The organism is Fructilactobacillus vespulae (assembly GCF_047324295.1).
GTDB classification, from domain to species: Bacteria; Bacillota; Bacilli; order Lactobacillales; family Lactobacillaceae; genus Fructilactobacillus; species Fructilactobacillus vespulae.
The window spans coordinates 536,496-563,157 of sequence record NZ_CP137138.1 but is presented as its reverse complement, the minus strand read 5'-3'; the positions used below and the strand labels follow the sequence as shown (position 1 = coordinate 563,157).

Sequence of the window (26,662 nt, the reverse complement as noted above, 5' to 3'; positions counted from 1 at the left end):
TTTTTAGATTGGACTGCATCATGAATACAGCCCACCTTAATTTTTAAAGTGAGTAAGTTTCCTTCGATAGTACAAACTATATCAGGTTCAATGGGTTTGATCTCAGCACATGGCACCCCAACTATTTATTAGTATGTTTGTATTATAGCATAGTTTATAATATTCACAATTATTTTTAAGTGTTATAATAAAAGCGTTGAGAGATACTCAACTGTTATTTGATAACTGAATACGAAAGGATGGTTTATTATGGCACTTGAAGAACCTACGTATCGTAGCGTTAGTGTTGGAATGGTAAAAGTAGCGATTCGGAACAATGACAATCAGATTATTGCTAACGTAATTGGTAATAATGTAATTGCGATTGACGAACATTATCAACGAGCAACCGTAACGGGACCTGATCGTGCGGGTGTGTATGGAATTGGTGAATACGTATACTTCACTAACCATAAAAATCACAACGAAGCAGTCCCAGTTGATGAATTAAACATTAAGGTTGCTAACTAATCTTTTCGATTCAGGAAAGAACTCGACTTCGGTTGGGTTCTTTTTTGTTAAAAACGAACTTTGTAGATTTGAAATTAACGTTTTTAGATTTACAACGAATAAAACTTAAAATAAACGTTGACAGTTCGTAATTATAGGAATATGATTTATCCATAAATTAAATAGAAAGTGTTTACCAGTTGAGTACAAATTGATGTTTTCTCAGAGAGTTCCTGTTTGGTGAAAAGGAATGAATCCTAGGTTTGGAATATGGGCTGGATAGAAACTTATTAGCGAATTAATTAAACTAATAACGGGGTTGTAGCCGATATCCAAACAAAGCTATCCTAAGTAATTTACTTAGCGCAGCTTACCGAGGCTAAATCTTAATCAATTTAGTAAACTAAGGTGGTAACACGATAACAGTCGTCCTTTATTTTAAGGGCGGCTGTTTTTTTATTTAATCATTATTTCAATAATGGGTATTAATTACCCCAAAATAAAAGGAGTTGCTATTATGCAAAAAAAGAGCAAATATATCATTTCAGGAATCGCAGTTGTTTTAATTGGAATTATCGCTTATTTCAGTTTCTTTAATAAGCCCAAAGAAGAAAGTAATTCACAAAAGATAACTGTCGGTATCATGAACGGATCTAAAAAAGACGACCAAATTTACAAATCAGTTGCCAAGACCGCTAAAGATAAATATGGTTTAAACGTGGTTTACAAGAAATTTACTGACTACTCACAACCTAACCGTGCCCTCGCTGAACACGAGGTTGACGTAAATTCTTTCCAACACATTGCCTTTCTAGATGCTTGGAACAAGGCTAATAAAACCGACCTAGTTCCGATTGGTAAAACTATCATTGGTCAAGGAAGAATCTATTCACAAAACCTTAAAAACATTAAAGATATCGCCCCAGGATCAACCATTACCATCCCCAATGATCCTACCAACGAATCACGTGGATTATACATTCTTCAAAGTGCTGGTCTAATTAAACTAGAAAAGAACAAATCCCTAGCAACCGTTTCTAACATTACCAGCAATCCTAAAAACTTAAACATCAAAGAAGTCGATGCCAGCCAAACTGCCAGAACTTTACCAGACGTTGCCGCTTCATACGTAAATGGTAACTTTGCACAAAATGCCGGCCTAGATCCCAATAAAGCAATCTTTGTAGAACCAATTGACAAGGTTTCTGAAAAATGGATTAACGTGATTGCTGCAAATAAAACAGATAAAAATAACAAGACTTATGAAAAATACGTTAAGGCTTTCCAAACAAAAGAAAATAAGGATTTAATCAATAAATTATACGGTAAAACTGAAGTTTCAGCTTGGGATATTAAACTTAAATAAGAAGGTGTCAATATGACAGTAACTGATTCATCTAGTACTAAATACGCAAATTTGTTAGATAATTTTTTAAAATACGTTAAAATCAACACTCGTTCAGACATTAATTCTAACCAAGTTCCCACTACTCCAGGTCAAACGGTTTTGTTACAGGAATTAGAACAACAACTTTTACAACGTAAATTAAAAAACGTTCATTTTAGCGCTGGTAGTTTCCTGTTTGCCACCTTACCAGCAAACACATCCGCTAAATTACCCACCATTGGACTGATTGCGCACGTGGACACCGCTGATTTTAATGCCGAAAACATTCAACCACAAATTCATCATGATTATAATGGTAAGAATATTTCATTAAACTCTGAAAATCAATTGAATCTTGACGAGTTTCCTCATTTAAAGAATTACCTTGGCGATACCTTAATCACAACTTCCGGTGATACTTTACTGGGGGCTGACGATAAGACTGGAATTGCCGAAATAATTGCAGCAGTTGATTATTTAAAACAACACGATGAGTTAAAACATGGTGACGTTAAAATTGCATTTGGTCCCGATGAAGAAATTGGAAAAGGTGCCGATAAATTTGACGTTGCAGATTTTTCTGCAGACTTTGCCTATACCCTAGATGTTGGTGCGGTTGGTGAAATCAACGCAGAAACGTTTAACGCCGCTGCTGCCGAAGTTACGATTAGCGGTACTAGCGTGCACCCTTCCACCGCCAAAGGATTAATGGTTAGTGCCATTGAACTTGCCAATCAATTTCATAACCAAGTTCCCACCAAAGAAAAGCCTGAATTCACTGATAAACGATCCGGTTTTTACTTCGTGACTGATTGGAAAGCAACTCCTGATGCTGCCAAACTAAACTATATAATTCGTGACTTTGATAAAGGAAAATTCGATGCTAAAAAGCAACTTTTACTAAGCATTGCTGAAAAGTTAAATCAAAAGTACGGTAAAAATCGAGTTTCCATCAAGTTTACTGATCAATACTACAATATGGCAGATATTCTAGTTGATTACCCCCAAGTAGTTGATTTGGCTAAAGCAGCAATCGAAGCAGAAAATATTAATCCTCGAATAATTCCCTTTCGTGGTGGCACTGATGGCTCAAAAATCACCTTCAAAGGTCTCCCCACTCCTAATATAACTAATGGTGGTGAAAATGCTCACGGTAGGTTTGAATTTGTCAGTTTACAAGCAATGGAAAAAGTTACCGATATCTTAATTAGAATTATTTCCCAATAAAATAATCAAACTAAAAGCGACCCAATCACTAAAGATTGAGTCGCTTTTTAACTATGTTTCATATGAAACATTTAGCTATTTATTTTTCTTCTTTTTAAAAATCAAAACTAGTAACAAGATCACAATCAGTAATAGAAGTACCGCATATACCCAGTAAATGAACGGAATGGTTTTAACCGTCTTCACGTATGGATTAGCCTTAACCGACTCAGTCCGAGAAACTTCAAACGGTTCCTTCCAGTGCCATACCTTACCAGTCTTAGGATTAGTAATCGTCAAGTCTAGGATATACTTACCATTTCCCACCTTAGCTTTATCAAGAGGAATCGTGTAATCAAACTTGGTGTTAGGCGCAATCGAGCGATCATCATTAGTTTGGTTAACTAATGGCTTACTACTGTTTCCTTGTTTATAAATTTTCGTTTCTGTTTTCAACTTAGTTTGATAAACATTGGAACTGTTTTGCAAACTAGCAATCACCTGATTATTCATATCATCAGATTTAAATCTAGCCTTATTAAGCTTTAAGTCCGGAATCTTAACTGATTTACCACCGTTACGATTAATTACCACTGCGGTCGCAAAGTTAAACCGGTTTGTGTAACCATTCTTGACCATGGATTTTAATTCCTTACGGACGTATATTCCACCAAGAATTGTTCCATCAAACTTATCAGAAGGCGCTTGTACCTTAATGGTTACTTTCTTAAAGCTGTGCGCTGAAACCGTAACCTTTTGCTTACTAGGACTAGAAATTGCAGAAAAGCCAATCTTAGGATTAACTAACTGCTTCTTAGAATTTTTAAACGGAGAATAGTCAATAATCAGATTACTATTCGTTAACGCATCATTTGCCATCACTGTAAAAGTCTGTTCGTCATCACTGTCATTAATCACGTTGACGGCTAAATCAGTCTTCTGATTTGGATTTAATTTTAAATCAAAATAAGGCTCATTTTGATCGACTTGGTTTTCATTTTGGAGCGTATTAACACTAAACTCGGCACCTGTGTCGTTGGCCTGTGCTATTTGCGTTTTGAAAGTTAGTATACTAAAAACGGCGACTAGTGTCAGGGCTGTTTTTAGTAGTAGTGATTTGGTTATTTTCAATGTTTAATGTCCTTGTTAATGTTTAATTTTCAATTATTTTATTTGACCACGAGTTAATGTATAGTCGATGGTCCCACTATAAGTATCTGCTTTGATACCATCATTACGATTCATTGTTAACTTCAAACCAGTCTTACCAGACTTAACTTCACCATTTGCATCTGGATTTCCAGTTGCAACTAGATTTTCAGTATTTATATTGACATATTTCTGATTATTAGCACCTGTTATTTTTCCACCAATTAAAGTTGGTTCACTACTATCCTTTACATACTCATCAATACTTGCTTTTAAACTTTTACCATATTGGTTTCCAATAAGACCATTAGTTTTAGCTGTTATTTTATATCCACTACTATCTCCATTATTATTGCTTACAATTATTTCATTTTGTTCTGAATCTTCATAAGTATACATATCACTAGTTCCGAAGTCATTGCTACCAAAACTAAATGTAGGAACTTGGGTTATAAATATATTACTTTTATCCTGTAATTTATCAGAACTACTTGGTTTATTAAAAGTTATACTAACATCACTTTTTTTATCTGCATCTGCACCAACCGGCACACTCCACAACGAACCCAAAACCAATGATGCCAAACCTAAATATGTAACGAGATTCCTTTTTTTCATAAGAAATTACCTCCGAATAAAAATTATTAATATGTTATTATAATAACATTAAAATGATTATTTAATAATATTATTGCACAAAAAGTATATTGCGCAATGAATATATTTTATAAACTTAATCTTTATAAGGCGGCATATATGAGTTTGAAGAGTTTTAAAAAATATTTTTACATAGCTTTATTGATTCCAATTGCTTTTTTCACGTTTAATTATTTTAATGCACAAAGTTCGAGTGCAAATATAACTAGTTCAGGTAATAATTATTATGTAACTACTGGTGATGATTTATTTAGCTTATTATCAGATACAAACAGTTATTTTACCGGAAACAAACCAACTGATATCAATATCAAGGTAAAAAATGACATTACTCTGCCAGATAGTGAACCAAACCTCTATAATTTTAATAGCGTCAATGTAGATTTTCAGGGACATGGATTCTATGTAAATAATGAAACACAATCCGCTTTATATATCACAAAACAAAATAATTCAAATATTACCATTTCTAATTTAAATATTAATAATACTACTTATGATAATTATTTAACTAGTGCTCCAAATTCAAATGGTAACTATACAAATGCAAGAAATTATTATACAAGTAATTCAGGTATGCTATTTACAGCAAATGGAGATAGTAACGGAACAAACTCTCAAATTACCTACAATAACATAAATTATTATTCACCAAACAACAATAGAAATGATGTTCCACTTTCTAATTTTTATGTAAAAACTATTTTCACTGGAAATAACAAAATAACTGCAAATGCTAGTCAATCTAATTATTTTGGAATTCTTTCTAATATAGAAATATTAAGTGGAGAAACAACTTTCACTGGATTTTCAAGTAATTCGTATTCAATGATAAATGCTTATCCAAAGAAAAATTCAAATTTTGAAATCAATATAAATAATGGGGCAAAATTGAATTTAAACAACAATACAAATAAGCCATTATTTGCGTTGGCTATAAATGATACTAATTTACAAATAAATAATAATGGCGAACTAAATATAATAAGTAGAAACAGCATTAATGACGAATCTATGGCTGCTTTCAAATTAAATGCAAACGAAAACTCTAAAACACTTTTAATTTCCCAAAATAACAAATTAATAAATAATGGTTCTTGTTATTCATCAGCTAATAGTATCATAAACTTCCAACCAGGATCTAAATCATTATTCTATTCTAATTATCCGGATAAAGAGCCTAACTTTACCGCTAAATTCACTGGTACTTTCAATATTGAACGTTATTTTGGAGTATCTACTCCACCAACTAACATTGAAGATAATTATACTGGTATACAAGATCTAACAGGAATTAACTCAAGAAATAACAACAATATAAATAACAGTAGTGCTTTTTTTTACGGGGACAATTTAGTTAAAATAACATCCACCTCTGCACCACAAAAAAGGCAACTACAGTTCAATTACACCCCAACCGGACCATATAATTGGACAATCCCCATTAATCAATTATCAGCAACACGTAATTACGTTTCTAGAAATTCTCCCCAAAATTTCAAATTTGACGTAACTTCTGATCAAAGTGATAATTTTTCGATATCTGCTGCTTATAATCATCCTAATAATCCAAATCAACCATTCGACATGATTTTTAGAAAAGATAATAATTCTAACAACGATATAAAATTAGATAATAATTCTAAGAAAATTATAGATAAAAGTGATATGACAAATAGTGGCACTAATTACACTAAGGATTTCGATAGTTCCCACGGATTAATAATAAAAGCTGACAACCACGTCAAAGCTAAAACTTATACCGGAACCATTGATTGGACCTTAAATAAGGTGCCATAATCACTTCATTAAAATCACCAAAAACTAAATTATCTTAAAAAAGCAGTGAATTCCAAAAATTCACTGCTTTTTCTTCCTTCTAACGATTAATATTTCACAAACTTTTCAAGTAACAAGTCAACTTGTTGTGTATTTCCCGTCTGAAAAATGTGTTCTCCGTTGCGCACAAAACCCTTGGCTTCATAAAACGCACGCGCTTTGTCGTTTTCTTCCCAGACTCCCAGCCAGATTTTACTCTTACCCAACTTGCGGGCCTTGTCTTCCGCAATATATAACAAACGAGTCCCGATACCCATCCGCTTAAACTGCGAAAGTAGGTAGATTCGTTGCACTTCTAAATAATCTCTGCCCTTTGCTTCCGTTTGCGCATCATCAACGTTGATTTTGATATAACCGGCAACCTGACCATTTACCTTGGCAAAATAGAAATAAGAATTTTGATTCTCAATCTCTTTGGTTAGTTGTTCGGGAGAATAGGCCTCAGCTACATACTTTGCAACGGGTTGCTTGCCAATTGATTCACCAAAGGTAGCGGTGAAAGTCTGCCCACTGATGGATTGTAAGTCCAATACATCATCCGTGGTAACTCGTGTAACTTCAATTTCTACCATATTAATACTCCTTGCGATTTAATTAGCATTCTAACCCAGAACCATTTTAAATTCAAAGATTTAATTATTAATGGTAGAATAGCGCTTTATTCGAATAAATATCTAACAATTTCACAATATACCCACTATAATTAACTTTAATATGTTAAAATATATACTTGTGATAAGTTAAAAAATTATATTCATTATTAAAACTTTTATGGAGGAATTACAAATGAGCATTACAGACGCCTTTGTGAAGACACTAACTACACCAAGTATTATTAGTGCCATCACATCAACCATATTTATTATCTTACTTGGTTTTTACTTACGTAAGAAAAACATCTTTACCGAAGCCTTTGGTAAGAATTTAGCTAAAGTTACTTTAACCGTTGCTTTACCTGCTTTAGCTTTCAACTCTTTCATGGCTCCTATTGATGGAAAGACTCTTTCAGAAGGAATCAGTGTTTTAATCTGGGGATTCTTGATCATCTTAATCTTCATGTTCGTGGGACCTTTCCTATATCCTAAGGTTCAAAAAAGTGAACGTGAAGTAATGGGAATCTTGACCACTTTCGGTTCAACCACCTTCTTCGGAATTCCCATTGTAGGTGCCGTTTTAGGCCCTAAAGGAATTATGTACAGTTCAATCTTTAACATTGGTTACCGTGTTTTCCTATATTCATACGCCTACATCAAGATGTCTGGTTTGAAAATGGAAATGAAGAACGTTAAAAAAATGTTGGTTAACCCTATCGTGATTGCTACTTTCCTAGGTCTTTTCCTTTGGTTAGTACAACCATACGCACCAACTGTTAACGTCCCAACTTTTGTTAAGGGCGTTGTTGACACCAAGGCTGGAATGCACTCAGTAGCTTTCTTCAGAATTGACCAAACCGCCGTATGGCTTTGGACTCCACTAAACTACCTTAGCCAATTAGCTTCACCACTTGCTTGGTTATCAATCGGGGTTACCCTGGGATCAATCTCATTTAAAGAAGCTACTTCAAACAAACTTTCATGGTACTACGCTGCAAACAAAGTTATCCTAGTTCCACTATTTACTTTAGTAGTAGCTGGTATCCTATCAAGCATGGGAATCCTTTCAATGAGCTACGTTGCAATTGCAACTATGGTAATCATGATGGCTACCCCAACTGCCACCGTTGCCTCTGCTTACGCAATTAGTTTTAACCGAAATGCCGTTCTAGCATCCAACGCTTCCCTAGTTTCAACTGTATTAGCCGTGGTTGCAATGCCATTTTGGATTGCAATTTTACAAATTATCAATAGTACTGGATTAATCAAATAGTAGTTAGGAGTATTAATTTGTTCAAAATAACAGCCTACGGGGTACGCCCCACTGAAGTAGATTACTTCAATAAACTAAACACTTATGACTTTGACCTAAACCTTATCCCTGCAATGCTAGTTCACGAAAACGTTGAAACCGCTAAAGGTTCTGACGCCGTTTTACTTCGTGGTACTTGTGTCGGTGATCGAGAAAACCTTACTAAGTTCAAGGAATGGGGAATCAACTACGTGTTCACTCGGACCGTTGGTTTTGACCACGTGGACTTAGAAGCTGCCAAAGAATTAAACATTAAAGCTGCCCGCGTACCCGGTTACTCACCATATGCCGTTGCTGAACTAGCAATGACTTTGGGAATGACTCTTTTCAGAAGCGTAGGACCTGCAATGGCTAACACTCATGCTGGTAACTTCAAGGTGCTTGACCCTTACTTCAGTAAAGAAATTCACAGTTCTACTGTCGGAATTATTGGTTGTGGTCGAATTGGTGCTGCTGAAGCAGAACTTTACAGCGGTATGGGTGCCAAGGTAATTGGTTACGATTCTCACACTAATGATCCTAAGGTTAAGAACGGAATCAACTTAGTTAGTCTTGCTGAACTACTAAAAGAAGCCGACATCATTTCTCTTCACGTTCCTTTCGTTCCTGGTGACACCGAAAACTTGATTGATGAAGCTGAACTTGAACAAATGAAGGACGACGCTATCTTAATCAACACTGCTCGTGCCCAAGTTGTGAACATGGAAGCCGTTACTAAGGCATTACAAGCACACAAAATTGGTGGTTACGGTACTGATGTGGTGGTTGATGAAGGTGCCATTTTCGGAAACGAATTTGCTAACCTAGCTGACCTTCCTAACCAAGACGTTACCGAACTAATGAACAACTATCCTAACGTAATCATCACTCCACACATTGGTTCCTTTACCGAACCAGCGCTAGAAGACATGATTTCAGTTAGTTACAAAAACTTCCAAGATACCCTTGATAACGGTACTTGTGCAAACGAATTAGTTTAAAATGATAGCCTAACTTTTATAAGTTGGGCTATTTTTTTAGAAAAATCATTGACGAACGTTTATTTTAATGTTTTAATTAAAACAATCTAAAAACGAACGAAGGGAGCTTTCTTGATGAATAATCACATTAACAATCAAACTAGTTATCGTTACTTTACTTGGTATTATCGCGTATCTAAGTAAGGTAACTTTTGACTGTGCCTAGTTAGATACCAAGTCGGTGCTAACTAGGAATTGATGGTTATGGAAAGTTCTGCAAATTAATCCAATCAATTATTTTGACCTAGTTAGTAATGCTAACTAGGTTTTTTTATTAGAAATGAGGATTGGAAAATGAAAACTACTATTAAAAAACACACCATGAACATCTTAAACGGAATGGCAATTGGAATTATTGTGGCGCTCGTCCCGGGAGCCATTTTAAACGCCATTATTAAACCTTTACTACCACACGCTCCCTTTTTGAGCATCATTTTATCGCTAACGGGAATGGCCGCCATTACCCTACCAGCAACCAGTGCCGCCTGTGTGGGAATGCTCGCTAAAATGACCCCGATTCAAACGGCTTCCATGGCCTTAGCTGCTACGGTAGGTGCTGGAAGTGCCAAAGTGGTCAACGGCGTTATCACCGTTAACGGCAGCGGAAACGTCTTAAACATCGGAATTACGATTGCCATTGCCTACGCGTTAATTATGTTCTTAGGCAAACGACTCAAAGATTTAACAATCCTATTACTTCCTACCCTTACCTTGATTGTCGGTGGTGGACTAGGTCTTTTAACTTTAAAACCCGTTAACACCTTTACCACCGGAGTCGGTCAGTTAATTCAACACATCACTGGACTTCAACCCTTACTAATGGGAGTCTTAATCGGAATCTGCTTCGCCATCTTGGTAGTTTCACCCATTAGTTCCGTGGGAATTGCCACCGCAATTGGAATTCACGGGATTGCATCTGGATCAGCCAACCTCGGAATTGTAGCCGCCGCCTTTACCATCGCCATTGCCGGCGCAAAGGTCAACTCCTTTGGAACCACCATTTCTCACTTCGTCGGAACTCCCAAGATTCAAATGGCTAACATTATTTCCAAGCCTAAAATCATGATTCCTTCATTAATTAACGCCGGAATTCTTGGTGGTTTGGGTGCTTTACTAGACGTCCAAGGAACGCCAATTAGTGCCGGTTTTGGTCTTTCTGGTTTAGTAGGTCCACTAGCTGACCTAGATGCCCACTCTAACGTTTCCACGATGCATATCATTATTATTTTCGTCCTCTTCATTATCTTACCGGTAGCATTGGCATTTATCAGTCGTTACATCTTTACCGATAAATTGAAATTCCAAAAGGCAGATCACTTTAAATTGACTTACAAATAGCAATAAACCAAAAACGGACCCGAATTTGAAGTGCCCTATAATTGTTAGACAAAAATAACAGTTATGGGGTGCTTTTTTTATGACAAAATATTCACCGAAATTTAAAGCAGAACTTGTTCATTTATGTTTAGAAGAAGATTATTCAGTTAATGAAATTAAAAATAATTATGGAATAAGCAAAAGTTTAATATATAGTTGGATTGACCAAGTTAATGTAAGTGGCTATCAAATTTTAGCTCGTCGAGCTAAGCAAAAATATAGTCAAAATTTTAAGTTAATGGTGGTAAAATACTATCAAAATCATAACGAAGGCTATTCCAAAGTAGCTTCTTATTTTAAAATCAATCAATCTCAAGTTAGAAAATGGGTTAAAGATTTTGAAAATTATGGGATTACCGCACTTCGTTTAAAAAAGATAGGACGGCCATCTATGAAAAAAAGTAAAGGTAAAAAAGCATTAAAAGAAATTCCGAAGACAAAAGAGGAAGAATACAAACAAAAAATTTCTGATTTAGAAGAAAAACTACGTTACACACAAATGGAACTTGATATCTCAAAAAAATTGAGAGCCTTAAAGGAAAGAAAATAAAATCAACAGAAATAGCAATACTAATTAATTCTTTAAGGCCAGAATATAATTTTAGACAGTTGTTAAAATACTTCAATTTAAAAAGAAAAACTTATTATGCTGCATTAAAACGATCAAAAAAACCAGATAAATATCTTAAATTGAAAGAAGAAATTAAAAATATCTATTTAAAAAGTCGTGAAACCTACGGTTATCGTAGGATTTGGCAAATTTTGATTAATAAAGGATATACATATTGTTTAGAAACCGTGCGAAGAATAATGCGGAAAATTGGATTAATTTGTACTGTATACTCAAAAAAAACAAGGAAATATTCTTCATTTAAGGGTGAAATAGGAAAAATTGCTCCTAATATTCTAAAACAAAAATTTAATGAAACTATCCCATATAAGGTGCTTCATACAGATATAACACAAGTGAAAATTGGAAAAAATAAATGGGGATATATATCGGCAATAATTGATGAAGCCTCTGGAGAAGTTTTAGCAACAAGTATTAGTGAGCATCCAAACTGGAGGCTGGTTTCAGATATGTTAGATAAATTAAGTATGAATCTTCCCCAAAATAGTAAACCATTGATACATTCAGACCAAGGATTCCACTATCAATTAAAATCATATCGACAAAAATTAAAATCTAATGGTTATATGCAAAGTATGTCCCGAAAGGGAAACTGTTTAGATAACGCACCTATTGAGAGTTTCTTTAATTTATTAAAGAGGGAGTGTTTAAATCGTATTAATATTAATTCTGTAATTACATTAAAAAATACATACAAAAAATATGTTGATTGGTTTAACAATGAACGAATTTCAGGAAATAAAAAAGGACTTACACCAGTTGAATATAGGTGTAAATCCTTAAAAATTTAAAATTATATAAAGTGTCTAACTTTTCTATAGCACTTCAATTTTTCAATTCGAGTCCGTTTTATTATTAGTAACTATTTCTTAGCTACCTATTTAGGAATGTTCCAGAAACTATCCTTATTGTGAGTTTCCATGTAGTGTTTAAATTCTTTTGAGTGGTATGCCTTATTAACGGCTTTGGCCCACTTCTTATCCTTGTCGTCCTTATTAACGGCGGCAACTAAGTAGTAGTCTGGTTTAATGTCTTCTGAAAGAAGCATCGTCTTCGTAGAAATCTTTGCGGGATAAGCAGTTGATCCAGGTAAGATGACGTAATCAAAGTCTGAACGAGAACGGGGAATTTGCACATCTTGCATTGCGGTAATCTTTAGATTGTGTTTGTTGGTAGCGATATCCTTGCTAGTAGCCTTGATGGGATCAACTCCCTTTTTCAAGGTGATTAGTTTGGCCTTAACTAAAACATTAAAGGCCCGGGCCATGTTAGAAGGATCATTAGGAATTGCTACTCGATCACCATCAGCAATATCATCCAATGATTTCTTTTGGGCGGGATAAATTCCCGTTGGTACCGTTGGAATCTTAGTTAGCGCCGTTAAATGCGCCTTCTTTTCGGTATTAAAGTTATTCATGTAGGCGGTATGTTGGTCAACGTTTAAATCGGCTTCTTGATTATTAATAGCCACGTCTGCCAATGAAAGGTCACTAAATGATTGGTTCTTTACCTTGTAACCTTCCTTTTCCAAAATGGGTTTAACACCCTTTAAGAAGAGGTCACTGTATGGTCCAGGTGATGATGCCAATCTAATGGTATTCGTTTCTGTTTTACTTGGTTTCACTAAGAAAGTGAAAATAAAGATAATTCCAAATAGGGCGATGATTGTCCCAATAATATACTTCTTTTTTGCTCGCATGGTTAGTTCTCCTTCAATGTAATTGTTTTAGCTACTCTACAAAACTACATCTACTACATGATTGACCGCCACGAAACTTACCGTACAAACTCGTTAACCGAATGTTCATGTCCTTTTCCTTTCCACAAAAAAATACCACTATCTACACATATAGATAATGGTATTTCCGCGTAATAAAATGTTGGGTCGTCCGATTATCAATATGAATAACTATCAAATTTGGTTAAACCATAAATGAGTAATTATCCAATCAATAGCTCATTTATTTATAATCGACAACAACACATTTCCATTTTATTCGCCCTCCGTTAATTTTTTCTAAAGTATAGCACTAATTGTCGAATTTTACCAAAAAATATCTCATTTTTTCTGATAAAGTTCGCAAATTATCGTTTTGTTCGCTTGACTACGGCTTTAACCGCCCTAAATCCCAAACACTTTTTTAAAAAGTAATAAAATAAGCCATTTCAATTTATGAATTACCCCGAAAAATGATAAGATATTAATAGAATGAGGTGTGAAAATGAAAAGTAGAAATGATATTAGTCAAAAAGTTTTAGACAAAGAAATCCAAGTATTTGGAACTAACCCCGTCGAAAATAAAGACGTAACTGATTTTAGAGTAGCAATTGCGCTAGGAAACGCCAATTCTGATTATTTAGACCCTAAAATCATCTCTAAGAGTAGTTTAGGTAACATCTATACCATTTGGTTAATGACCTACGTCAGCTCTCCCGCATTGAACAATTTGAGTGAAAAAGCGATTGATAGCTTAATCAAGGAATATGACTTCCGCGATGACGTTGATGATACGATTGACGAACATAACTTTGCCAAGTATTTAGATGGCGAATTATCAATCGATGATATTAAAGCTAAGTTAGACGAAATGAATCAATAAAAAAAATTGCAGATGTACATCTGCAATTTTTTTATTTGTGTCCGAATAACTTTGCGAGAAAAATCGTTAAAATCAAGAGATCGGCTGAACCACCGAGACTCAAATGTTGATCGCCACAAAGCTGGTTCAGCTGCTTTACTAGCTTTTGGTCCAGGTTTCCGGTTGCTTGAAAATTCGTCACAATCTGTTCTGCTTCAGTCTGCACTCGTTTTACCAGTTGCGGATCATGGGCCCGCTTAATCAGATTACTATCTCGATTTTTTGCGATTAAGGAAAAGAGCGTGAGTAAATTCAGTTCGTTTTCCGGCAAGTCACTGGTTAACCGTACCGGTAATGCTTGTTGCATCACCAGCGGAAAGCCAGCTTCGGTTTCGCCACGAATCCCAGTATAACCATACTTTTGAAATTGTTGCTGTCCCGCCGTTAATACGGCGGTGGCAGCTTTTTTAGTTAGGTCGTTTTGCACTAATCCATGGGTCATCGCCTGTTCAATGGCTAATAACCGTTGCAAGGTCACGGCTTCCTGGTCTTGTCCGGCATAGCCACAAGCGGCCAACCAGATTCCCATAATGAAGAGCGCACCCTTATGCGTGTTCACCCCATTGGTTTTTTGAAACATCTTTTTTTCAGCTCGCATCCCAAGAGGACGAATTTGTTGAAACAACTCCGTTAAATCATTCGCTGTAAAAGCTGCCCCTGCTTGATAACACTCATCCAGGTAATCGGTCATGCCCACCGAACTTTTAATAAACATAAAAATATCCATATCTTCATGTCCGCGATTGCTAACCGGATCCACTAAGCCTGGCTTAGGCCAGGTCACGGCTTCATACAGCATGGCTTCCACCGCCATTTCCACGACAGCGCTTTTTGCTAACGTGATGCTGGTTAGCTTCTGAATTTTATTATCCATTAAAAACCTCATTATACACGGCGTTAATTGCGGCTTGTAATTCTGCCACGGAATGCTTCCGACTTCTAGCACACTCTTTGGCATTTTGATCACAGATTAAGCAGGTGCGGGGCTGCTTACCGAGTTCTCTTCTGCTGTAATGTCCGTGGGCTTGGTCCAAGACGTCGATATCAAATAACCGACCCAATTTGGAGCCATCTTCAAAGGCCACGGCCTGTTGCTTCACAACTTCGCCCGAAACGTCGTATACCAAGAACATTTCTGGTCCCGTAGCATTATCCCACGAAAGCTGCTTTTGATAGCTTAAAGCAGGAAATAAACGCTCTGTGCCGTAGTCAAATAGCTTCGTGATCATCAGATTGTTTTTGATGGGACCCGGAATATTAAGTTTGATGGCAACCAGAGTGCTGGTGGGATAATCAGCTAATAATTTTGCTTGTAATTCGCTGCGGGCGTCCTTATTTTCGAGCACCGCTGCGATATCTTGCGGTTCTCCCGCGGTAAAAATATTGTCCATAATTTAATTCCTAACAAAAAGAATCCATCCCACAAGTGAGATAGAGTCTTTTAATTTAATGATTAATCTTTGATTTCTTTAATTGTATCAATGATTGAACCATCACGGTATTCAACTAATCCAACTGTTTTATCAGTGTGTTGTAATTCTTCTTCCTTACCCACTAATTGTTCTGCTTTTTCAGCAAGTTCGTCAATGGTGTAAAGGTTGATTCCAGGAACATTTTCAAGTTGTTCTAAAATGTCCTTACGGTTAGGGTTAACCGCAATTCCACGTTCAGTAACTAAAACATCGATTGAGTTACCTGGAGTAATTACAGTATCCGCACTCTTCACGATTGATGGAATTCTTCCACGAACCAATGGAGCACAGATGATAGTTAATTTAGCAGTAGCAGCGTCTTGGTGTCCACCAACGGCTCCACGGATAATTCCATCAGAACCAGTTAAAACGTTAACGTTGTAGTTAGTATCAATTTCTAAGGCACTTAGAATTGAAACGTCTAGTTGGTCAACCATGGCACCCTTGTTGGCAGCATCCGCATACCATGAAGCATCAATTTCTTGTTGGTTAATGTTTTCCTTCATTGAGTTGGCAGCAGCCTTATCAAAGTCTTGAACGTCCATTAACTTACCAATTAGGCCTTCATTCATCAAGTCGACCATTGGTTTAGTAATTCCACCTAAACCAAAGGAAGCGTGAATGTTTTGGCTAAGCATAGCATTCTTAAGGTATCTAGTAACGGCTAAAGCAGCACCACCAGAACCAGTTTGGAATGAGAAACCTTCCTTGAAGTAGCTTGAGTTAGTAATTACATCACTAACTAGAGAAGCAATCTTAAGGTTTTTAGGATCAGTAGTGAAACGAGTTGCTCCAGAACCAATCTTATCAGGATCTCCGACTTGGTCAACTTCAACCACGTAATCTACTTGAGTTTGTTTGATTGAAGCGGGGGTATTAGGGTAATCAACTAGGTTATCAGTTAAAAGCACGACTTTGTTAGCGTAGTTAGCATCCATCAAAGCGTAACCTAATGAACCAAAGGCTGATTCACCGATCATACCATTAGCGTTACCACAACTATCTGAGTTAGGTACCCCTAAAAAGGCCACGTCAATCTTAACTTCACCATCTTCAATGGCACGAGCACGACCACCGTGAGAACGGAAAACAACGGGGTTTTCTAGTGCACCATGAGAAATGAAATCACCTAGTTCACCACGCATCCCTGAAGTAGTGATGTTAGTGATGGTTCCCATTTTGATGGCTTCAATTGCAACATCGTTCATGGCACCAGTTAGTGATGAAGGCGCAATGGTTAGGTCCTTGATTCCTAAGTCCATGATAATCTTCATAACTTTGTTAAAGGTAAAGTCACCATTTCTAAAGTGGTGGTGGAATGAAATTGTCATTCCGTCTTTAACGTTTTCTTTAACTACTTTTTCTAAATCAGCAGTAACTTTGTCTTGACCAGTTGAAATACGAACCTTGTGTGAAGTTCTTTCAACAGTTGGGTTACCTAAATCAGTAGTTTCAAATGGCTTGTAACCATATTTTGTCATTACATCTTCTGGTAAAGTACGTCCTAATTTATTTTCCAATGTAGTGTCCCTCCTTATCAACTAACCCAGAGGCTTTAGCTAATTTCATTACTCGTTGCGCTCTCATTACAACCGGACGGTCAACCATTTGTCCGTTCATGGCAATAACACCAGAACCAGCTTGGTGGGCACGTTCAATGGCAGCAATCACGTTTCGAGCTTGTTTAATCGCAGCTTCAGTTGGTGCAAATACATCGTTGATTACTGAAATTTGACGAGGGTTGATTACTGACTTACCGTCGTAACCTAGTTCGTGAATGTATTCAGTTTCAGCAATTAAACCGGCAGTGTTGTCGACGTCAGTGTAAACCGTATCAAAGGCAGCGATACCGGCAGCACGAGCAGCATTGATAATCATGTTGCGGGCAAATTCAAGTTCTTTTCCATCAGGATATCTGTGCGTTTGAAGATCAGTAGTGTAATCTTCGGCAGATAGAGCAATCCCAATCATTCGTTTAGAAGCCTTGGCGATTGAAGCAACGTTTAAGACCCCTTCTGCACTTTCGATGGCAGCCATTACGTGAGTAGTTCCTACGGGAATATCAAATTCAGCTTCGGCAGCTGCAATTAATTCTTCCGTTTCGTGGATCATCTCAGCGTTTTCAGTCTTAGGAAGTCTAATTACGTCAATTCCTGACTTAACCATGGCTTTAACGTCATCTTTAAAGTAAGGAGTGTCTAAACCATTAGTTCTAACAACTAGTTCAACATCACCATAGTCTACTGTAGTTAAGGCTTGGCTAACCAAGTCACGAGCAGCATCTTTTTCTGCAAGAGAAACAGAGTCTTCTAGGTCAAACATAATTGAGTCTGCGCCAAAGATTCCTGCATCTTTAATCATACCCGGATTGTTACCCGGTACAAACATCATTGTTCTACGTAACCGATCTTTTTTAAATGTCATTATCAGTTTCTCCCATCATTTTAGTTATTGTTTTTGAGGGCACGTTTAATCGCAGTGGCAGTCCGTGCTTTGATTACACAGTCAAGGGCACCTTGGTCAACTGCTTTGAAGTTTACGTTTTCAAGGTCGTATTCCTTGGCAACTTCTTTGATAGTGGCAGTAATTTTGTCACCGAAGCGTGCTTGAACATCTGAGGTTAAATCAACGTTAATCCCAGTAGTTCCTTGACTAACTGTAATTTGTACGTCAGAAGATTCTAAAGTACCAGCAATTGCTGTTTGTTTAATTTCCATTAATTTTCATTCCTCTCTCAATTCGTTCTTGTAAAGTTTCTTGATTCTGTTCAATAAATTGATAAGTGGTTGGCGGTACCAACGTTTTAATCTCAGCCAATTTATCAGCGGCAATCGCTTGGCGAACAGTTCTTGCTGAAATTATCTTACCACTTTCCGCCTGAACTCGGTCAATTACTTTAACTGCAACTTGAGGTGGTAACGTCTTCGTCAACACTTCGTTATAGATGTTAGTGGTTCTTGATTCGGGCTCAGAACCTAAGAATCGGGTTTTAACCTTTAATTCCTTGGCAATGAAGTTCCGAAAAACCAACGCATCAATTGTTGTTTGTGACACTATTTTATCATTAGAACTGTTTAAAAAGTAGGCGGGAAAAGTAGCTGCACTAACAGCATAATCCCCTGCATAAACTACCTTAACATTTTCTAAGTCAGAGACTCCAGCCTGAACTAGTTCAAACCGTTCTTTGGTTTTAAATAGTGACTTATCGGTACTAACGATTAAAACGTAGACGCCGGAACATTGTTGCGCCGCCTGTTCAATCAAGTACCGATGCCCCTTGGTAAAGGGATTAGCATTCATTACGATGGCCCCGATGTTTTCATCGTCGCTAAATTTAGGGAAACGGCTTAAATAGCTGGTAATGCTTTGATCACCGGTCTCTAAAAAGGCCACGTCATCACTTTTAGCTAACTCGGAAAAACCAATGAACTGAAAGCTTTTACTGTATTTAGGTTTGGTAAACACTAAGGTGTGAAAAATTCCTCGTTGCGCCAACGTTGTCAATAAGGTGGAAACCACCTTATTGAAATAGCCATCACTATCCGGATCTTTGTGGCAAACCCCGATATACTTCAAGATGTTACCGGCATACGATCCCGTAGCGACTAAATGGTCGTCTTTGAACAAACCAATGGTTCCGTCTAACGGATCCAATTCACTATCGGAAAAGTTATCAATCCCCACGTCCGTTAAAAATGACTGCCAGTCGGCGCGTTCTTCTGAATCAAATAAATTAATTTCTCGAATTTCTGGTTCACTAATGGTCAAAACCTCCCCGTGCATCAGCTAGTTAAAGCGCTTATTTATTTTTGTAGTCCACGATTGATTTAGTAACCGTTTCAACCACATTTCCGTCAAACACACCAGGTACAATGCGTTCTGAAGTAGGTTCACTAATTAAATTAGCTAAGGCATATGCGACCACTTCTTCAATTTCGTAGGTAACCTTAGTAATTCCCGTTGCTAATAGACCTTTGAATAGTCCTGGGAAAGCAAGGATATTATTAACTTGATTAGGGTACTTACTTGAACCGGTGGCAATCACAGCAGCACCTGCTTCTTTGGCAACGGCTGGGTCAATTTCTGCATTTGGATTTGATAATGCAAAAATGATTGGATCCTTTGCCATTCTTTGAACTTGTTCTTTGCTTAAGACATCCGCCACTGATAATCCGATGAAGGCATCTTGATCATCAATGATATCGTCAAGGGTTTCGCCGTGTTTACCGTTGAAACCTTTGGCAAGGTCAGTTTGGTAACGGTTGTAATCAGCGCTATCTGCATGAACCACTCCGTGAGCATCAACTAGCGTAACGTTCTTAATTCCCACTTCGCTAAGTAAACGCGCAGTAGCAACTCCAGAAGCACCGACACCGTTAACAACTACATTTAATGACTTAAGGTCTTTACCGACAACCTTGGCAGCATTGATTAATCCAGCTAGGACCACAATGGCAGTTCCTTCTTGGTCATCATGGTAAACGGGAATGTCTAATTCTTTGCTTAAAATTTCTTCTAATTCGAAACACTTAGGAGCAGCGATATCTTCTAGGTGAATTCCGGCAAAAGTTTTTGAAATGGCCTTAATGTGGGCAGCGATGGTTTGGGCATCTTCTGGTTCCACGGCCACGGGTAAAGCATTTACTTCAGCTAAATCTTTGTACAATAAAGCCTTTCCTTCAACTACGGGTAAACCGGCACCCGGTCCGATGTTACCTAATCCTAAAACAGCAGTTCCGTCAGTAACCACGGCCACTAATTTACCACTTAAAGTGTAATCTTTCTTTAAACTAGGATCTTTTTGAATTGCTTTTGAAATTTGAGCAACCCCAGGAGTATAAGCCTCACTGAGCTCTTTTTTATTGTGAACATCGAAGTCTGATTCAATCTCTAAAACTCCGGTATGTTCAGAATGAATCTTAAAAATATCGTTTTCCATATAATTTACTCCTAACAAAATAGATATAGGTTTCCACTTACTTTTTAGCAGAGACCTATATCTAATTTAATACAATTATCCAAATATTGAAACAAACAATCCGGCAACCACTAGCATAATTGCTCCACCTAAACGGTTACCCATTTGAGCGAATCCAATTAAACTCATACGGTCACAGGCGGCTAGAACGGCAATGTTACCAGTTCCACCCATTGAGTTGTTAATCATACCGGCAGTAATTGCTGATTCAACTGGATATAGTCCGAATAATTTACCGAATACGGCGGCTGAAAGTGAAATTGCAATAAGAGCAGTTAACACTAACACAACGAATTGCCAGTTTAATGAGTCAGCTAGCACTGGTAAATCAAGCTTAGTTAAACCAACTGATACCAATAGGGCATGAGTTAAATTCTTAGTAATTGAGTTACTGAATGTAACGGCTGATTCTTCGTAGTACTTAGGAATGAATCCTGAAGCTTTGAATACGATCACTAATAGAATCAAGAATGCGTATTCGTTAACACTTGGAACTAAACCAGTTAGCATTTTAGCAACCATGTAGAATGATAGAGCGATTAAAAGCCCTACTCCTAATTTTTGGAACACGATCTTTGGAGCTGTCTTTTCAGTCTTAACGTCTGAACCAGGCATCATTACTCCATGACCGTTGTACTTACTGTTTTCAGCTAGTTTTGAAAGTAAACTAGCACCCATGATGGCAACCACGTTACCTAAGATAACAGCAGGAAGCAAGTTAGATAGGTAATCTTTTTCTGGTCCACCTAGAGTTTGGTGATAAATTTGTGATAGCGGAATGGCACCGGCACCAATACCTCCACCCATTACTGGGAAGGCAACGTTCATGGCACCATATCTGAAACCTTTACCGATTAATTCAGATACACCTAGAGTTACTAATAAAGTAACTGCCATTGAAAGGAAGGCAACTGGTAAGAAACGAACTGAAGCTCTTAAAAGTAGCTTACGATCCATTCCCAAGATTGCTCCAACAATCAATGAAAGAATAAAGAAGTCGATGAAACCATTACTTGAAATAAAAGTTTCTACTGTCTTTCCTACTGAAGCTGGAACTAAACCAGTTAAGGTTAAGATAGCTCCCCCAAAGAGGGCAAATACGGCTCCCCCACCCAAATAACTTCTAAAGATTGGTAAGTGGGCACCTAAGTAATAAAACACATTTCCTAAAACGACCATGGTGAATAAAGCACCCATCATGTTGTTAGGTAATAAACCTGTGTTTATGATCAATAGAAAGATTACTCCTACTAGAGCATATAAGACTAATCCAATCCCATCAATCTTAAATCCATCTATCTTTTCGATTGTTTTTTTCACGGTTGTTCCTCCATAAATTTAATAAATAAACGTCTGTGAAGTTACACACAAAGCTTGAACCTATTATGCAGATTATCGCAGATAAATTCAACCCCATTCTAACATGTTCACCCGCACTATGTTAAAGTATTTTTAAAAAAAAAGCTACTAATTTTTAAAATAAAATTAGTAGCTTTTTAATTTATGGTTCCATTAATAGCCATAGAATAAGATATGCAATTAAACCAGAAAATCCGGCAAACGTAAGCAGAATCCAAATAATTCTGAGTACTACTGGATTCCAGCCAAAGTTTTCGGCTAATCCGCCTAAAACTCCCGCAAAAACACGGTTAGTGTGTGATCTTCTAATTGGAATGTGCATAATCAAATCTCCTTTGGACGTCTTTTTACTTATTATACATGTAAGCTCTGGTCATTGGTAGTGTTTCACCAGAAGGTCCTTTAGTAATTAGGTATTGAACCACGTCAATATTTCCCGCCTTAAAGCTTGCTGCACAGGCTTGTAAATAAAGACTCCACATCCGAACAAATTTTTCATCAAACATCTTGGTAACTTCTGGAATTACCTTTTCAAAGTTTCGGTTCCATTCTTCTAATGTTCTTTGGTAATGTCTTCTGAGCATTTCCACATCCGCAACCTGCATTTGTTGGTTGATAATGTGGTCAATGTTTTCACTCAAACCGGGAACGTAGCCACCGGGGAAAATCCACTTGTCAATCCAACCATTAACGGCTCCACCTTGTTGCCGAGTAATCCCGTGAATCAAGGCATTTCCCCCTTCAACTAGGTGATCAGATACCGTCTTAAAGTATTCTTCTAGATTATCTTTACCCACGTGTTCAAACATTCCTACTGAGGTAATGTAGTCAAACATCTCTGTTGCGGGAATCTTACGGTAATCTTGCAAACGAACTTCGGCATAGTCTTCTAAGCCTAAGCGCTTGATTTGTTGGTTAACGTAATCATATTGTTCCTGACTAAGTGTTACTCCCACCACGCGGACGTGGTAGTTTTTGGCGGCCGTTAACATTAACGTTCCCCAACCACAACCAATGTCTAATAATTTTAAATTAGGCTTCAAGTCTAACTTTTTCAAAATGTGGTTAATTTTATTTTCTTGAGCTTGATAAAGTGAATCGGTTGGCTTTTCAAAGTATGCACAAGAATAGGTCATCGTTGAATCTAGCCATAGCCGATAGAAGTCATTTCCAATATCATAGTGTTCTTGAATATCATGCATACTTTCTTTTTCTGAGTGTGAAAAATGAGGAAGATATTGAATCAGTTTTTGATTATGGAAAAAACTATTTTCGGCAACGTAGGCTGATGCTAATAGATTTTCTAAATCACCTTCAATTTCCAAATCACCGTTCATATAGGCTTCACCCAGGGTAATGGAAGCGTTGTGCTTTAAATCTTTAATCAGAATTTTCTTATGAAAAATCAAATGGGCAATCGGATTACCATTACCATATTTCTTAGTTTTGTTATCCCAATAGGTAACTTCAACCGGAACCTTAAAACTGTGCTTAATTATTTCATCAAAAAATTTCTTTTCAAACATATCGACATCATCCTTACTTAGATTTAAAATTATCGGCTCAAGATAACTTTTACCCACATTGTAAACTTTTAAAAACCCCACTGTCAGTTATTTAGTTTATAAAAATTGCCCAGAAATATTTTAGTGCTATAATCGACTCAAATATTGGTAATTGCAGGCGTAACCAAACCCAACAGTGCCGTTGATATGAAAGGTAAATCATGAGAATTAACGTTTTACAACACACGCCCAATGAAGGTCCCGGAACCATTGCCACTTGGGCAAATCATCATGGCCATGAACTATTTGTGTACCATCCCTATCAGTTTGGGATTCTGCCTACTGAAAAAGAGACCGACTTGTTAGTTATTTTAGGTGGACCCATGAGTCCCAACGATGATATGGCTTGGATTCAAGCAGAACGTGATTTAATTAAGCAACTATTAGCTGCTCACAAACCTATTTTTGGGGCTTGTTACGGCGCGCAACAAATTGCTAAAACCTTGGGAGCTAAAATCAGCAAGGCCCCGGCCAAAGAAGTGGGCTGGGCCACCGTGTATTTAGAAAATACAAAAATACCTGGAATTCCAGCCGAGTTAACCGCCCTTCACTGGCACGAAGACCAATTTGAAGTCCCTAAGCAAGCTCAATTACTCTTTAGCTCTAAACTAGTTAAAAACCAAGGATTTTTATTAAACGATAACGTTATTGGCTTGCAATTCCACTTTGAACCAGCCGCAGATAACGTTCGCGAAATGGTGGTTAATGACGGTCGTTATGCCCTTGATCACAATGCTCTTGAACAAACGCCCGCAGACATTTTGCACCATCCGGTTCCACCAGAAAATCAAACCATCATGTTTAAATTATTAGACTTTATCACCAAATAAAAAATCCTCCATTACTGGAGGATTTTTTATTTTATTTTTTTCTAAGTTTAATTCCAATAAATACTAAAACAGCAACAATCACAACAATTGCGATTCCACCGTACAATAAAGCACCGTCACCATTTTGTTCCTTAGTGGTGTCAGGTTGTTTTTCCGTACTCTTGGTTTTTGTACTAGTTGCCGGGTTGTTTTTATTTTCCCGTTCTTTTTTAGTACTTGCAGTTTGGTTCGCTGACTTTTGACTATCATCACTTTTTTGCTTGTTTGCAGCAGAAGGATTTTTAGTTGCATCAGCTTGATTCTGCACTTGTTTTTGCACGTCTGCAGCCGCACTAGTTCCTGGAACTGAATTATAAACAATCACCATTTCCTGGTTAGCATCTGCGGGAGTAGTTCCCCCAAAGACCATTCGGGGACCGTTTGCATCATTTTGCCCATTTTCAATTCTGGCAAGCGAATAGCCATCGATTGTAGGAATTTGAGCAGTAAAAGTTACTCCAGAAGATCCCGTATTAACCGTTGCGGGCCGAATCGTTTGGCCAATCTCATTTTCATAGCGAACGGTAATCGTTCCTTTAGTTTGTTCGGGAACATCGGACTGGTTCGCTTGAACATTGCTTGCAATTCCGACTCCCATTCCAACAGTAAAAATTGCAATAAAAATTTTCACCAGTGCCTTTTTCATTTTGGAGCCTCTTTTCCATTTTAGTGAGTTAATAACAGATTATCATTTTTATGGCAATTTCCCAAATTTTTATTACAAAATAAAAAAAGTTATTACTTAATACATACGTAATAACTTCTTTATTTAACTTGTTTTCCGCCGACATAAACCGCTTTAATATTATTTTCGTTCGTATTATAGATTAAACTTTCAAAGTTGTCGTCGCTTGATTGTGGTTGATAAGGTTTGGGCTTAATCTCAACTACCTGTAAGTCAGCGAAACAACCCGGTTTAATTTCACCAATCTTCAGGTTGGTAGCCTTTGCACCACCTACCGTTGCAAGGTAAAAGGCCGTTTTAGCAGACACCCGACTATTGGCAACTCCACGTTTTTCCGTTGCAATCCGGGTATCAACCCCACTTTGGAGCTGTTGGGAAGATAAAATGGTTTGTTTCATATTGTCATACAAGCTGGGTGAATAGCCACCCGAAATATCCGTTCCCAGCCCCACATTGACTTGGTGCTGCAAGATTCGTTTAACCGGTAAAATACCATCACCAAAATACACGTTTGAAATGGGACAGTGGGCAATTGAGGCCTGCGCTTTTTGATACTTAGAAAAGTCTTCATCATTTAAAAGCGTTCCATGCGCCATGATACTGTGCTCATTTAGCAAGCCCGCTTCAGCCAGCACCGTGGTATCCCGTTTCCCATATTTTTCTAAAGCGTAGTTATTTTCCCAGTCACTTTCACTACAGTGGGACTGAATGGGCAACTGATACTGCTTAGCTAGTTGGCCCAAGCCTTTTAAGGCCGGTAAGGTACAGCTCGGCAAAAACCGGGGAGTGATTACCGGCGTTTGTGGAATGGTAAATTCCTGATTTTTAGCCAGCAATTTTTTGATAAACGTCTCCGCCTTGGCAACACTTGCCGCCGCTGACTCATCTCGATAATACTCGGGATTCAGCTCTGGATCATCCATGCTGACTTGTCCAATCAAGCTCCGCTGCCCATTTTTATCACACATTTCTGCCAACACCAGGTTAGATTCGGGATAAATTGTCCCAAAGTAGACGGCCGTTGTGGTTCCGAGACTGACCAAGGTCTTCGTTAAATCATCATAAACGGCCCGCGAAAAGTCGAGGTCTTGGTATTTTGCTTCTAAAGGAAAAGTATAATCGTTTAACCATTGGTAGAGCGGCCGATCCAATGCTAGTCCAGCGTTGGGCCATTGTGGCGCATGAATATGCGTATCAATAAAACCGGGCAATAAGTATTGGTGTGGGGCAAGTTCAATCACTTCTGGAGCTGCAGTTAACACATCATCGTAATCCGCTTCGTTAGGAGTAACGATCCGTTCAATTTTTCCCGCCTGATTAATTACCACCAAAATATTTTCTAAAAATTGGACTTCATCCGGATTAACGGCGGTATATCCTGATCCTTTAATTACTTTTTTAATTGTCATTTAATTTCCTCCGAAAAAAATAGAGCG

The 26,662-nt window shown here is 37.4% G+C and carries 27 protein-coding genes, 1 riboswitch and 1 other annotated feature; of the genes, 11 read left to right on the top strand and 16 right to left on the bottom strand.

Annotated elements, in window-relative coordinates:
* Positions 1 to 41 precede the first annotated feature (41 nt).
* Positions 42 to 130, bottom strand: a riboswitch (TPP riboswitch).
* A 119-nt stretch (positions 131 to 249) separates the two neighbouring features.
* The 3 genes from R4B61_RS02585 (at position 250) to pepT (ending at position 3,103) form a co-directional block, all read left to right on the top strand.
* On the top strand, positions 250 to 510 hold the full coding sequence (locus R4B61_RS02585; RefSeq protein WP_413628084.1) for a hypothetical protein: 261 nt from the start codon (positions 250 to 252) through the stop codon (positions 508 to 510).
* Positions 511 to 672: 162 nt separating this feature from the next.
* Positions 673 to 926: a binding site (T-box leader), on the top strand.
* Between the two features lie 80 nt (positions 927 to 1,006).
* On the top strand, positions 1,007 to 1,855 hold the full coding sequence (locus R4B61_RS02580; RefSeq protein WP_413628083.1) for a MetQ/NlpA family ABC transporter substrate-binding protein: 849 nt from the start codon (positions 1,007 to 1,009) through the stop codon (positions 1,853 to 1,855).
* A gap of 12 nt (positions 1,856 to 1,867) precedes the next feature.
* Entirely contained in the window at positions 1,868 to 3,103 is a 1,236-nt protein-coding gene (gene pepT, locus R4B61_RS02575; RefSeq protein ID WP_413628082.1) for a peptidase T, read from the top strand.
* A 75-nt stretch (positions 3,104 to 3,178) separates the two neighbouring features.
* Here the strand turns inward: pepT and R4B61_RS02570 are convergent, their stop codons facing one another.
* Complete coding sequence (locus R4B61_RS02570) at positions 3,179 to 4,213, bottom strand: WxL protein peptidoglycan domain-containing protein (RefSeq protein WP_413628081.1); 1,035 nt, start codon at positions 4,211 to 4,213, stop codon at positions 3,179 to 3,181.
* 33 nt (positions 4,214 to 4,246) lie between these two features.
* Complete coding sequence (locus R4B61_RS02565; protein ID WP_413628080.1) at positions 4,247 to 4,849, bottom strand: hypothetical protein; 603 nt, start codon at positions 4,847 to 4,849, stop codon at positions 4,247 to 4,249.
* A 138-nt stretch (positions 4,850 to 4,987) separates the two neighbouring features.
* Here R4B61_RS02565 and R4B61_RS02560 point away from each other — a divergent pair, with 138 nt between their 5' ends.
* Positions 4,988 to 6,688, top strand: a complete 1,701-nt coding sequence (locus R4B61_RS02560) for a hypothetical protein (RefSeq protein ID WP_413628079.1) — start codon at positions 4,988 to 4,990, stop codon at positions 6,686 to 6,688.
* A gap of 86 nt (positions 6,689 to 6,774) precedes the next feature.
* Here the strand turns inward: R4B61_RS02560 and R4B61_RS02555 are convergent, their stop codons facing one another.
* The gene (locus R4B61_RS02555) at positions 6,775 to 7,299 is read right to left on the bottom strand and encodes a GNAT family N-acetyltransferase (RefSeq protein WP_413628078.1); all 525 of its coding nucleotides are present in this window, start codon (positions 7,297 to 7,299) and stop codon (positions 6,775 to 6,777) included.
* Between the two features lie 214 nt (positions 7,300 to 7,513).
* Here R4B61_RS02555 and R4B61_RS02550 point away from each other — a divergent pair, with 214 nt between their 5' ends.
* The 5 genes from R4B61_RS02550 (at position 7,514) to R4B61_RS02530 (ending at position 12,450) form a co-directional block, all read left to right on the top strand.
* Entirely contained in the window at positions 7,514 to 8,593 is a 1,080-nt protein-coding gene (locus R4B61_RS02550) for an AEC family transporter (RefSeq protein ID WP_413628077.1), read from the top strand.
* Between the two features lie 17 nt (positions 8,594 to 8,610).
* Positions 8,611 to 9,612: an NAD(P)-dependent oxidoreductase gene (locus R4B61_RS02545; protein ID WP_413628076.1), complete on the top strand. Its 1,002-nt coding sequence runs from the start codon at positions 8,611 to 8,613 to the stop codon at positions 9,610 to 9,612.
* Positions 9,613 to 9,945: 333 nt separating this feature from the next.
* The gene (locus tag R4B61_RS02540; protein ID WP_413628075.1) at positions 9,946 to 10,989 is read left to right on the top strand and encodes a PTS sugar transporter subunit IIC; all 1,044 of its coding nucleotides are present in this window, start codon (positions 9,946 to 9,948) and stop codon (positions 10,987 to 10,989) included.
* Positions 10,990 to 11,068: 79 nt separating this feature from the next.
* A complete protein-coding gene (locus R4B61_RS02535) occupies positions 11,069 to 11,578 on the top strand; it encodes a transposase (RefSeq protein ID WP_413627055.1) in 510 nt (169 codons plus the stop codon).
* Complete coding sequence (locus tag R4B61_RS02530) at positions 11,551 to 12,450, top strand: IS3 family transposase (protein ID WP_413628281.1); 900 nt, start codon at positions 11,551 to 11,553, stop codon at positions 12,448 to 12,450. Before R4B61_RS02535 ends, R4B61_RS02530 begins: the two co-directional genes overlap by 28 nt.
* A gap of 86 nt (positions 12,451 to 12,536) precedes the next feature.
* On the opposite strand, the gene R4B61_RS02525 is transcribed toward R4B61_RS02530, so the two are convergent.
* Positions 12,537 to 13,358 carry a MetQ/NlpA family ABC transporter substrate-binding protein gene (locus R4B61_RS02525; protein WP_413628074.1) on the bottom strand — a complete coding sequence of 274 codons (822 nt, stop codon included), beginning with the start codon at positions 13,356 to 13,358 and terminating at the stop codon, positions 12,537 to 12,539.
* 523 nt (positions 13,359 to 13,881) lie between these two features.
* Here R4B61_RS02525 and R4B61_RS02520 point away from each other — a divergent pair.
* The gene (locus R4B61_RS02520; RefSeq protein ID WP_413628073.1) at positions 13,882 to 14,259 is read left to right on the top strand and encodes a hypothetical protein; all 378 of its coding nucleotides are present in this window, start codon (positions 13,882 to 13,884) and stop codon (positions 14,257 to 14,259) included.
* A 31-nt stretch (positions 14,260 to 14,290) separates the two neighbouring features.
* Here the strand turns inward: R4B61_RS02520 and citG are convergent, their stop codons facing one another.
* From citG to R4B61_RS02470, 10 genes are all read right to left on the bottom strand, one after another.
* The gene (gene citG, locus R4B61_RS02515; RefSeq protein WP_413628072.1) at positions 14,291 to 15,172 is read right to left on the bottom strand and encodes a triphosphoribosyl-dephospho-CoA synthase CitG; all 882 of its coding nucleotides are present in this window, start codon (positions 15,170 to 15,172) and stop codon (positions 14,291 to 14,293) included.
* Positions 15,165 to 15,689 carry a citrate lyase holo-[acyl-carrier protein] synthase gene (gene citX, locus R4B61_RS02510; protein WP_413628071.1) on the bottom strand — a complete coding sequence of 175 codons (525 nt, stop codon included), beginning with the start codon at positions 15,687 to 15,689 and terminating at the stop codon, positions 15,165 to 15,167. The genes citG and citX overlap by 8 nt, the downstream gene beginning before the upstream one ends.
* Positions 15,690 to 15,751: 62 nt before the next feature.
* Positions 15,752 to 17,290, bottom strand: a complete 1,539-nt coding sequence (citF, locus tag R4B61_RS02505) for a citrate lyase subunit alpha (protein ID WP_413628070.1) — start codon at positions 17,288 to 17,290, stop codon at positions 15,752 to 15,754.
* The gene (gene citE, locus R4B61_RS02500; protein ID WP_413628069.1) at positions 17,280 to 18,194 is read right to left on the bottom strand and encodes a citrate (pro-3S)-lyase subunit beta; all 915 of its coding nucleotides are present in this window, start codon (positions 18,192 to 18,194) and stop codon (positions 17,280 to 17,282) included. The genes citF and citE overlap by 11 nt, the downstream gene beginning before the upstream one ends.
* A gap of 20 nt (positions 18,195 to 18,214) precedes the next feature.
* Positions 18,215 to 18,487 (bottom strand): citrate lyase acyl carrier protein, encoded by a 273-nt coding sequence (gene citD / locus R4B61_RS02495; protein ID WP_413628068.1) that lies wholly within the window; start codon positions 18,485 to 18,487, stop codon positions 18,215 to 18,217.
* Positions 18,477 to 19,538 carry a [citrate (pro-3S)-lyase] ligase gene (citC, locus tag R4B61_RS02490; RefSeq protein WP_413628067.1) on the bottom strand — a complete coding sequence of 354 codons (1,062 nt, stop codon included), beginning with the start codon at positions 19,536 to 19,538 and terminating at the stop codon, positions 18,477 to 18,479. Before citC ends, citD begins: the two co-directional genes overlap by 11 nt.
* Before the next feature lie 31 nt (positions 19,539 to 19,569).
* A complete protein-coding gene (locus tag R4B61_RS02485) occupies positions 19,570 to 20,709 on the bottom strand; it encodes an NAD(P)-dependent malic enzyme (protein ID WP_413628066.1) in 1,140 nt (379 codons plus the stop codon).
* 75 nt (positions 20,710 to 20,784) lie between these two features.
* Positions 20,785 to 22,068, bottom strand: a complete 1,284-nt coding sequence (locus R4B61_RS02480; RefSeq protein WP_413628065.1) for a 2-hydroxycarboxylate transporter family protein — start codon at positions 22,066 to 22,068, stop codon at positions 20,785 to 20,787.
* A gap of 181 nt (positions 22,069 to 22,249) precedes the next feature.
* Entirely contained in the window at positions 22,250 to 22,429 is a 180-nt protein-coding gene (locus tag R4B61_RS02475) for a PspC domain-containing protein (RefSeq protein WP_413628064.1), read from the bottom strand.
* 25 nt (positions 22,430 to 22,454) lie between these two features.
* Positions 22,455 to 23,633, bottom strand: a complete 1,179-nt coding sequence (locus R4B61_RS02470) for a class I SAM-dependent methyltransferase (RefSeq protein ID WP_413628063.1) — start codon at positions 23,631 to 23,633, stop codon at positions 22,455 to 22,457.
* 200 nt (positions 23,634 to 23,833) lie between these two features.
* Between R4B61_RS02470 and R4B61_RS02465 the strand changes: the two genes are divergently transcribed.
* Positions 23,834 to 24,502 (top strand): type 1 glutamine amidotransferase, encoded by a 669-nt coding sequence (locus R4B61_RS02465; protein ID WP_413628062.1) that lies wholly within the window; start codon positions 23,834 to 23,836, stop codon positions 24,500 to 24,502.
* Positions 24,503 to 24,533: 31 nt separating this feature from the next.
* On the opposite strand, the gene R4B61_RS02460 is transcribed toward R4B61_RS02465, so the two are convergent.
* Both R4B61_RS02460 and guaD read right to left on the bottom strand, forming a co-directional pair.
* Positions 24,534 to 25,187: a MucBP domain-containing protein gene (locus R4B61_RS02460; protein ID WP_413628061.1), complete on the bottom strand. Its 654-nt coding sequence runs from the start codon at positions 25,185 to 25,187 to the stop codon at positions 24,534 to 24,536.
* 119 nt (positions 25,188 to 25,306) lie between these two features.
* The gene (guaD, locus tag R4B61_RS02455; RefSeq protein ID WP_413628060.1) at positions 25,307 to 26,635 is read right to left on the bottom strand and encodes a guanine deaminase; all 1,329 of its coding nucleotides are present in this window, start codon (positions 26,633 to 26,635) and stop codon (positions 25,307 to 25,309) included.
* Positions 26,636 to 26,662 lie beyond the last annotated feature (27 nt).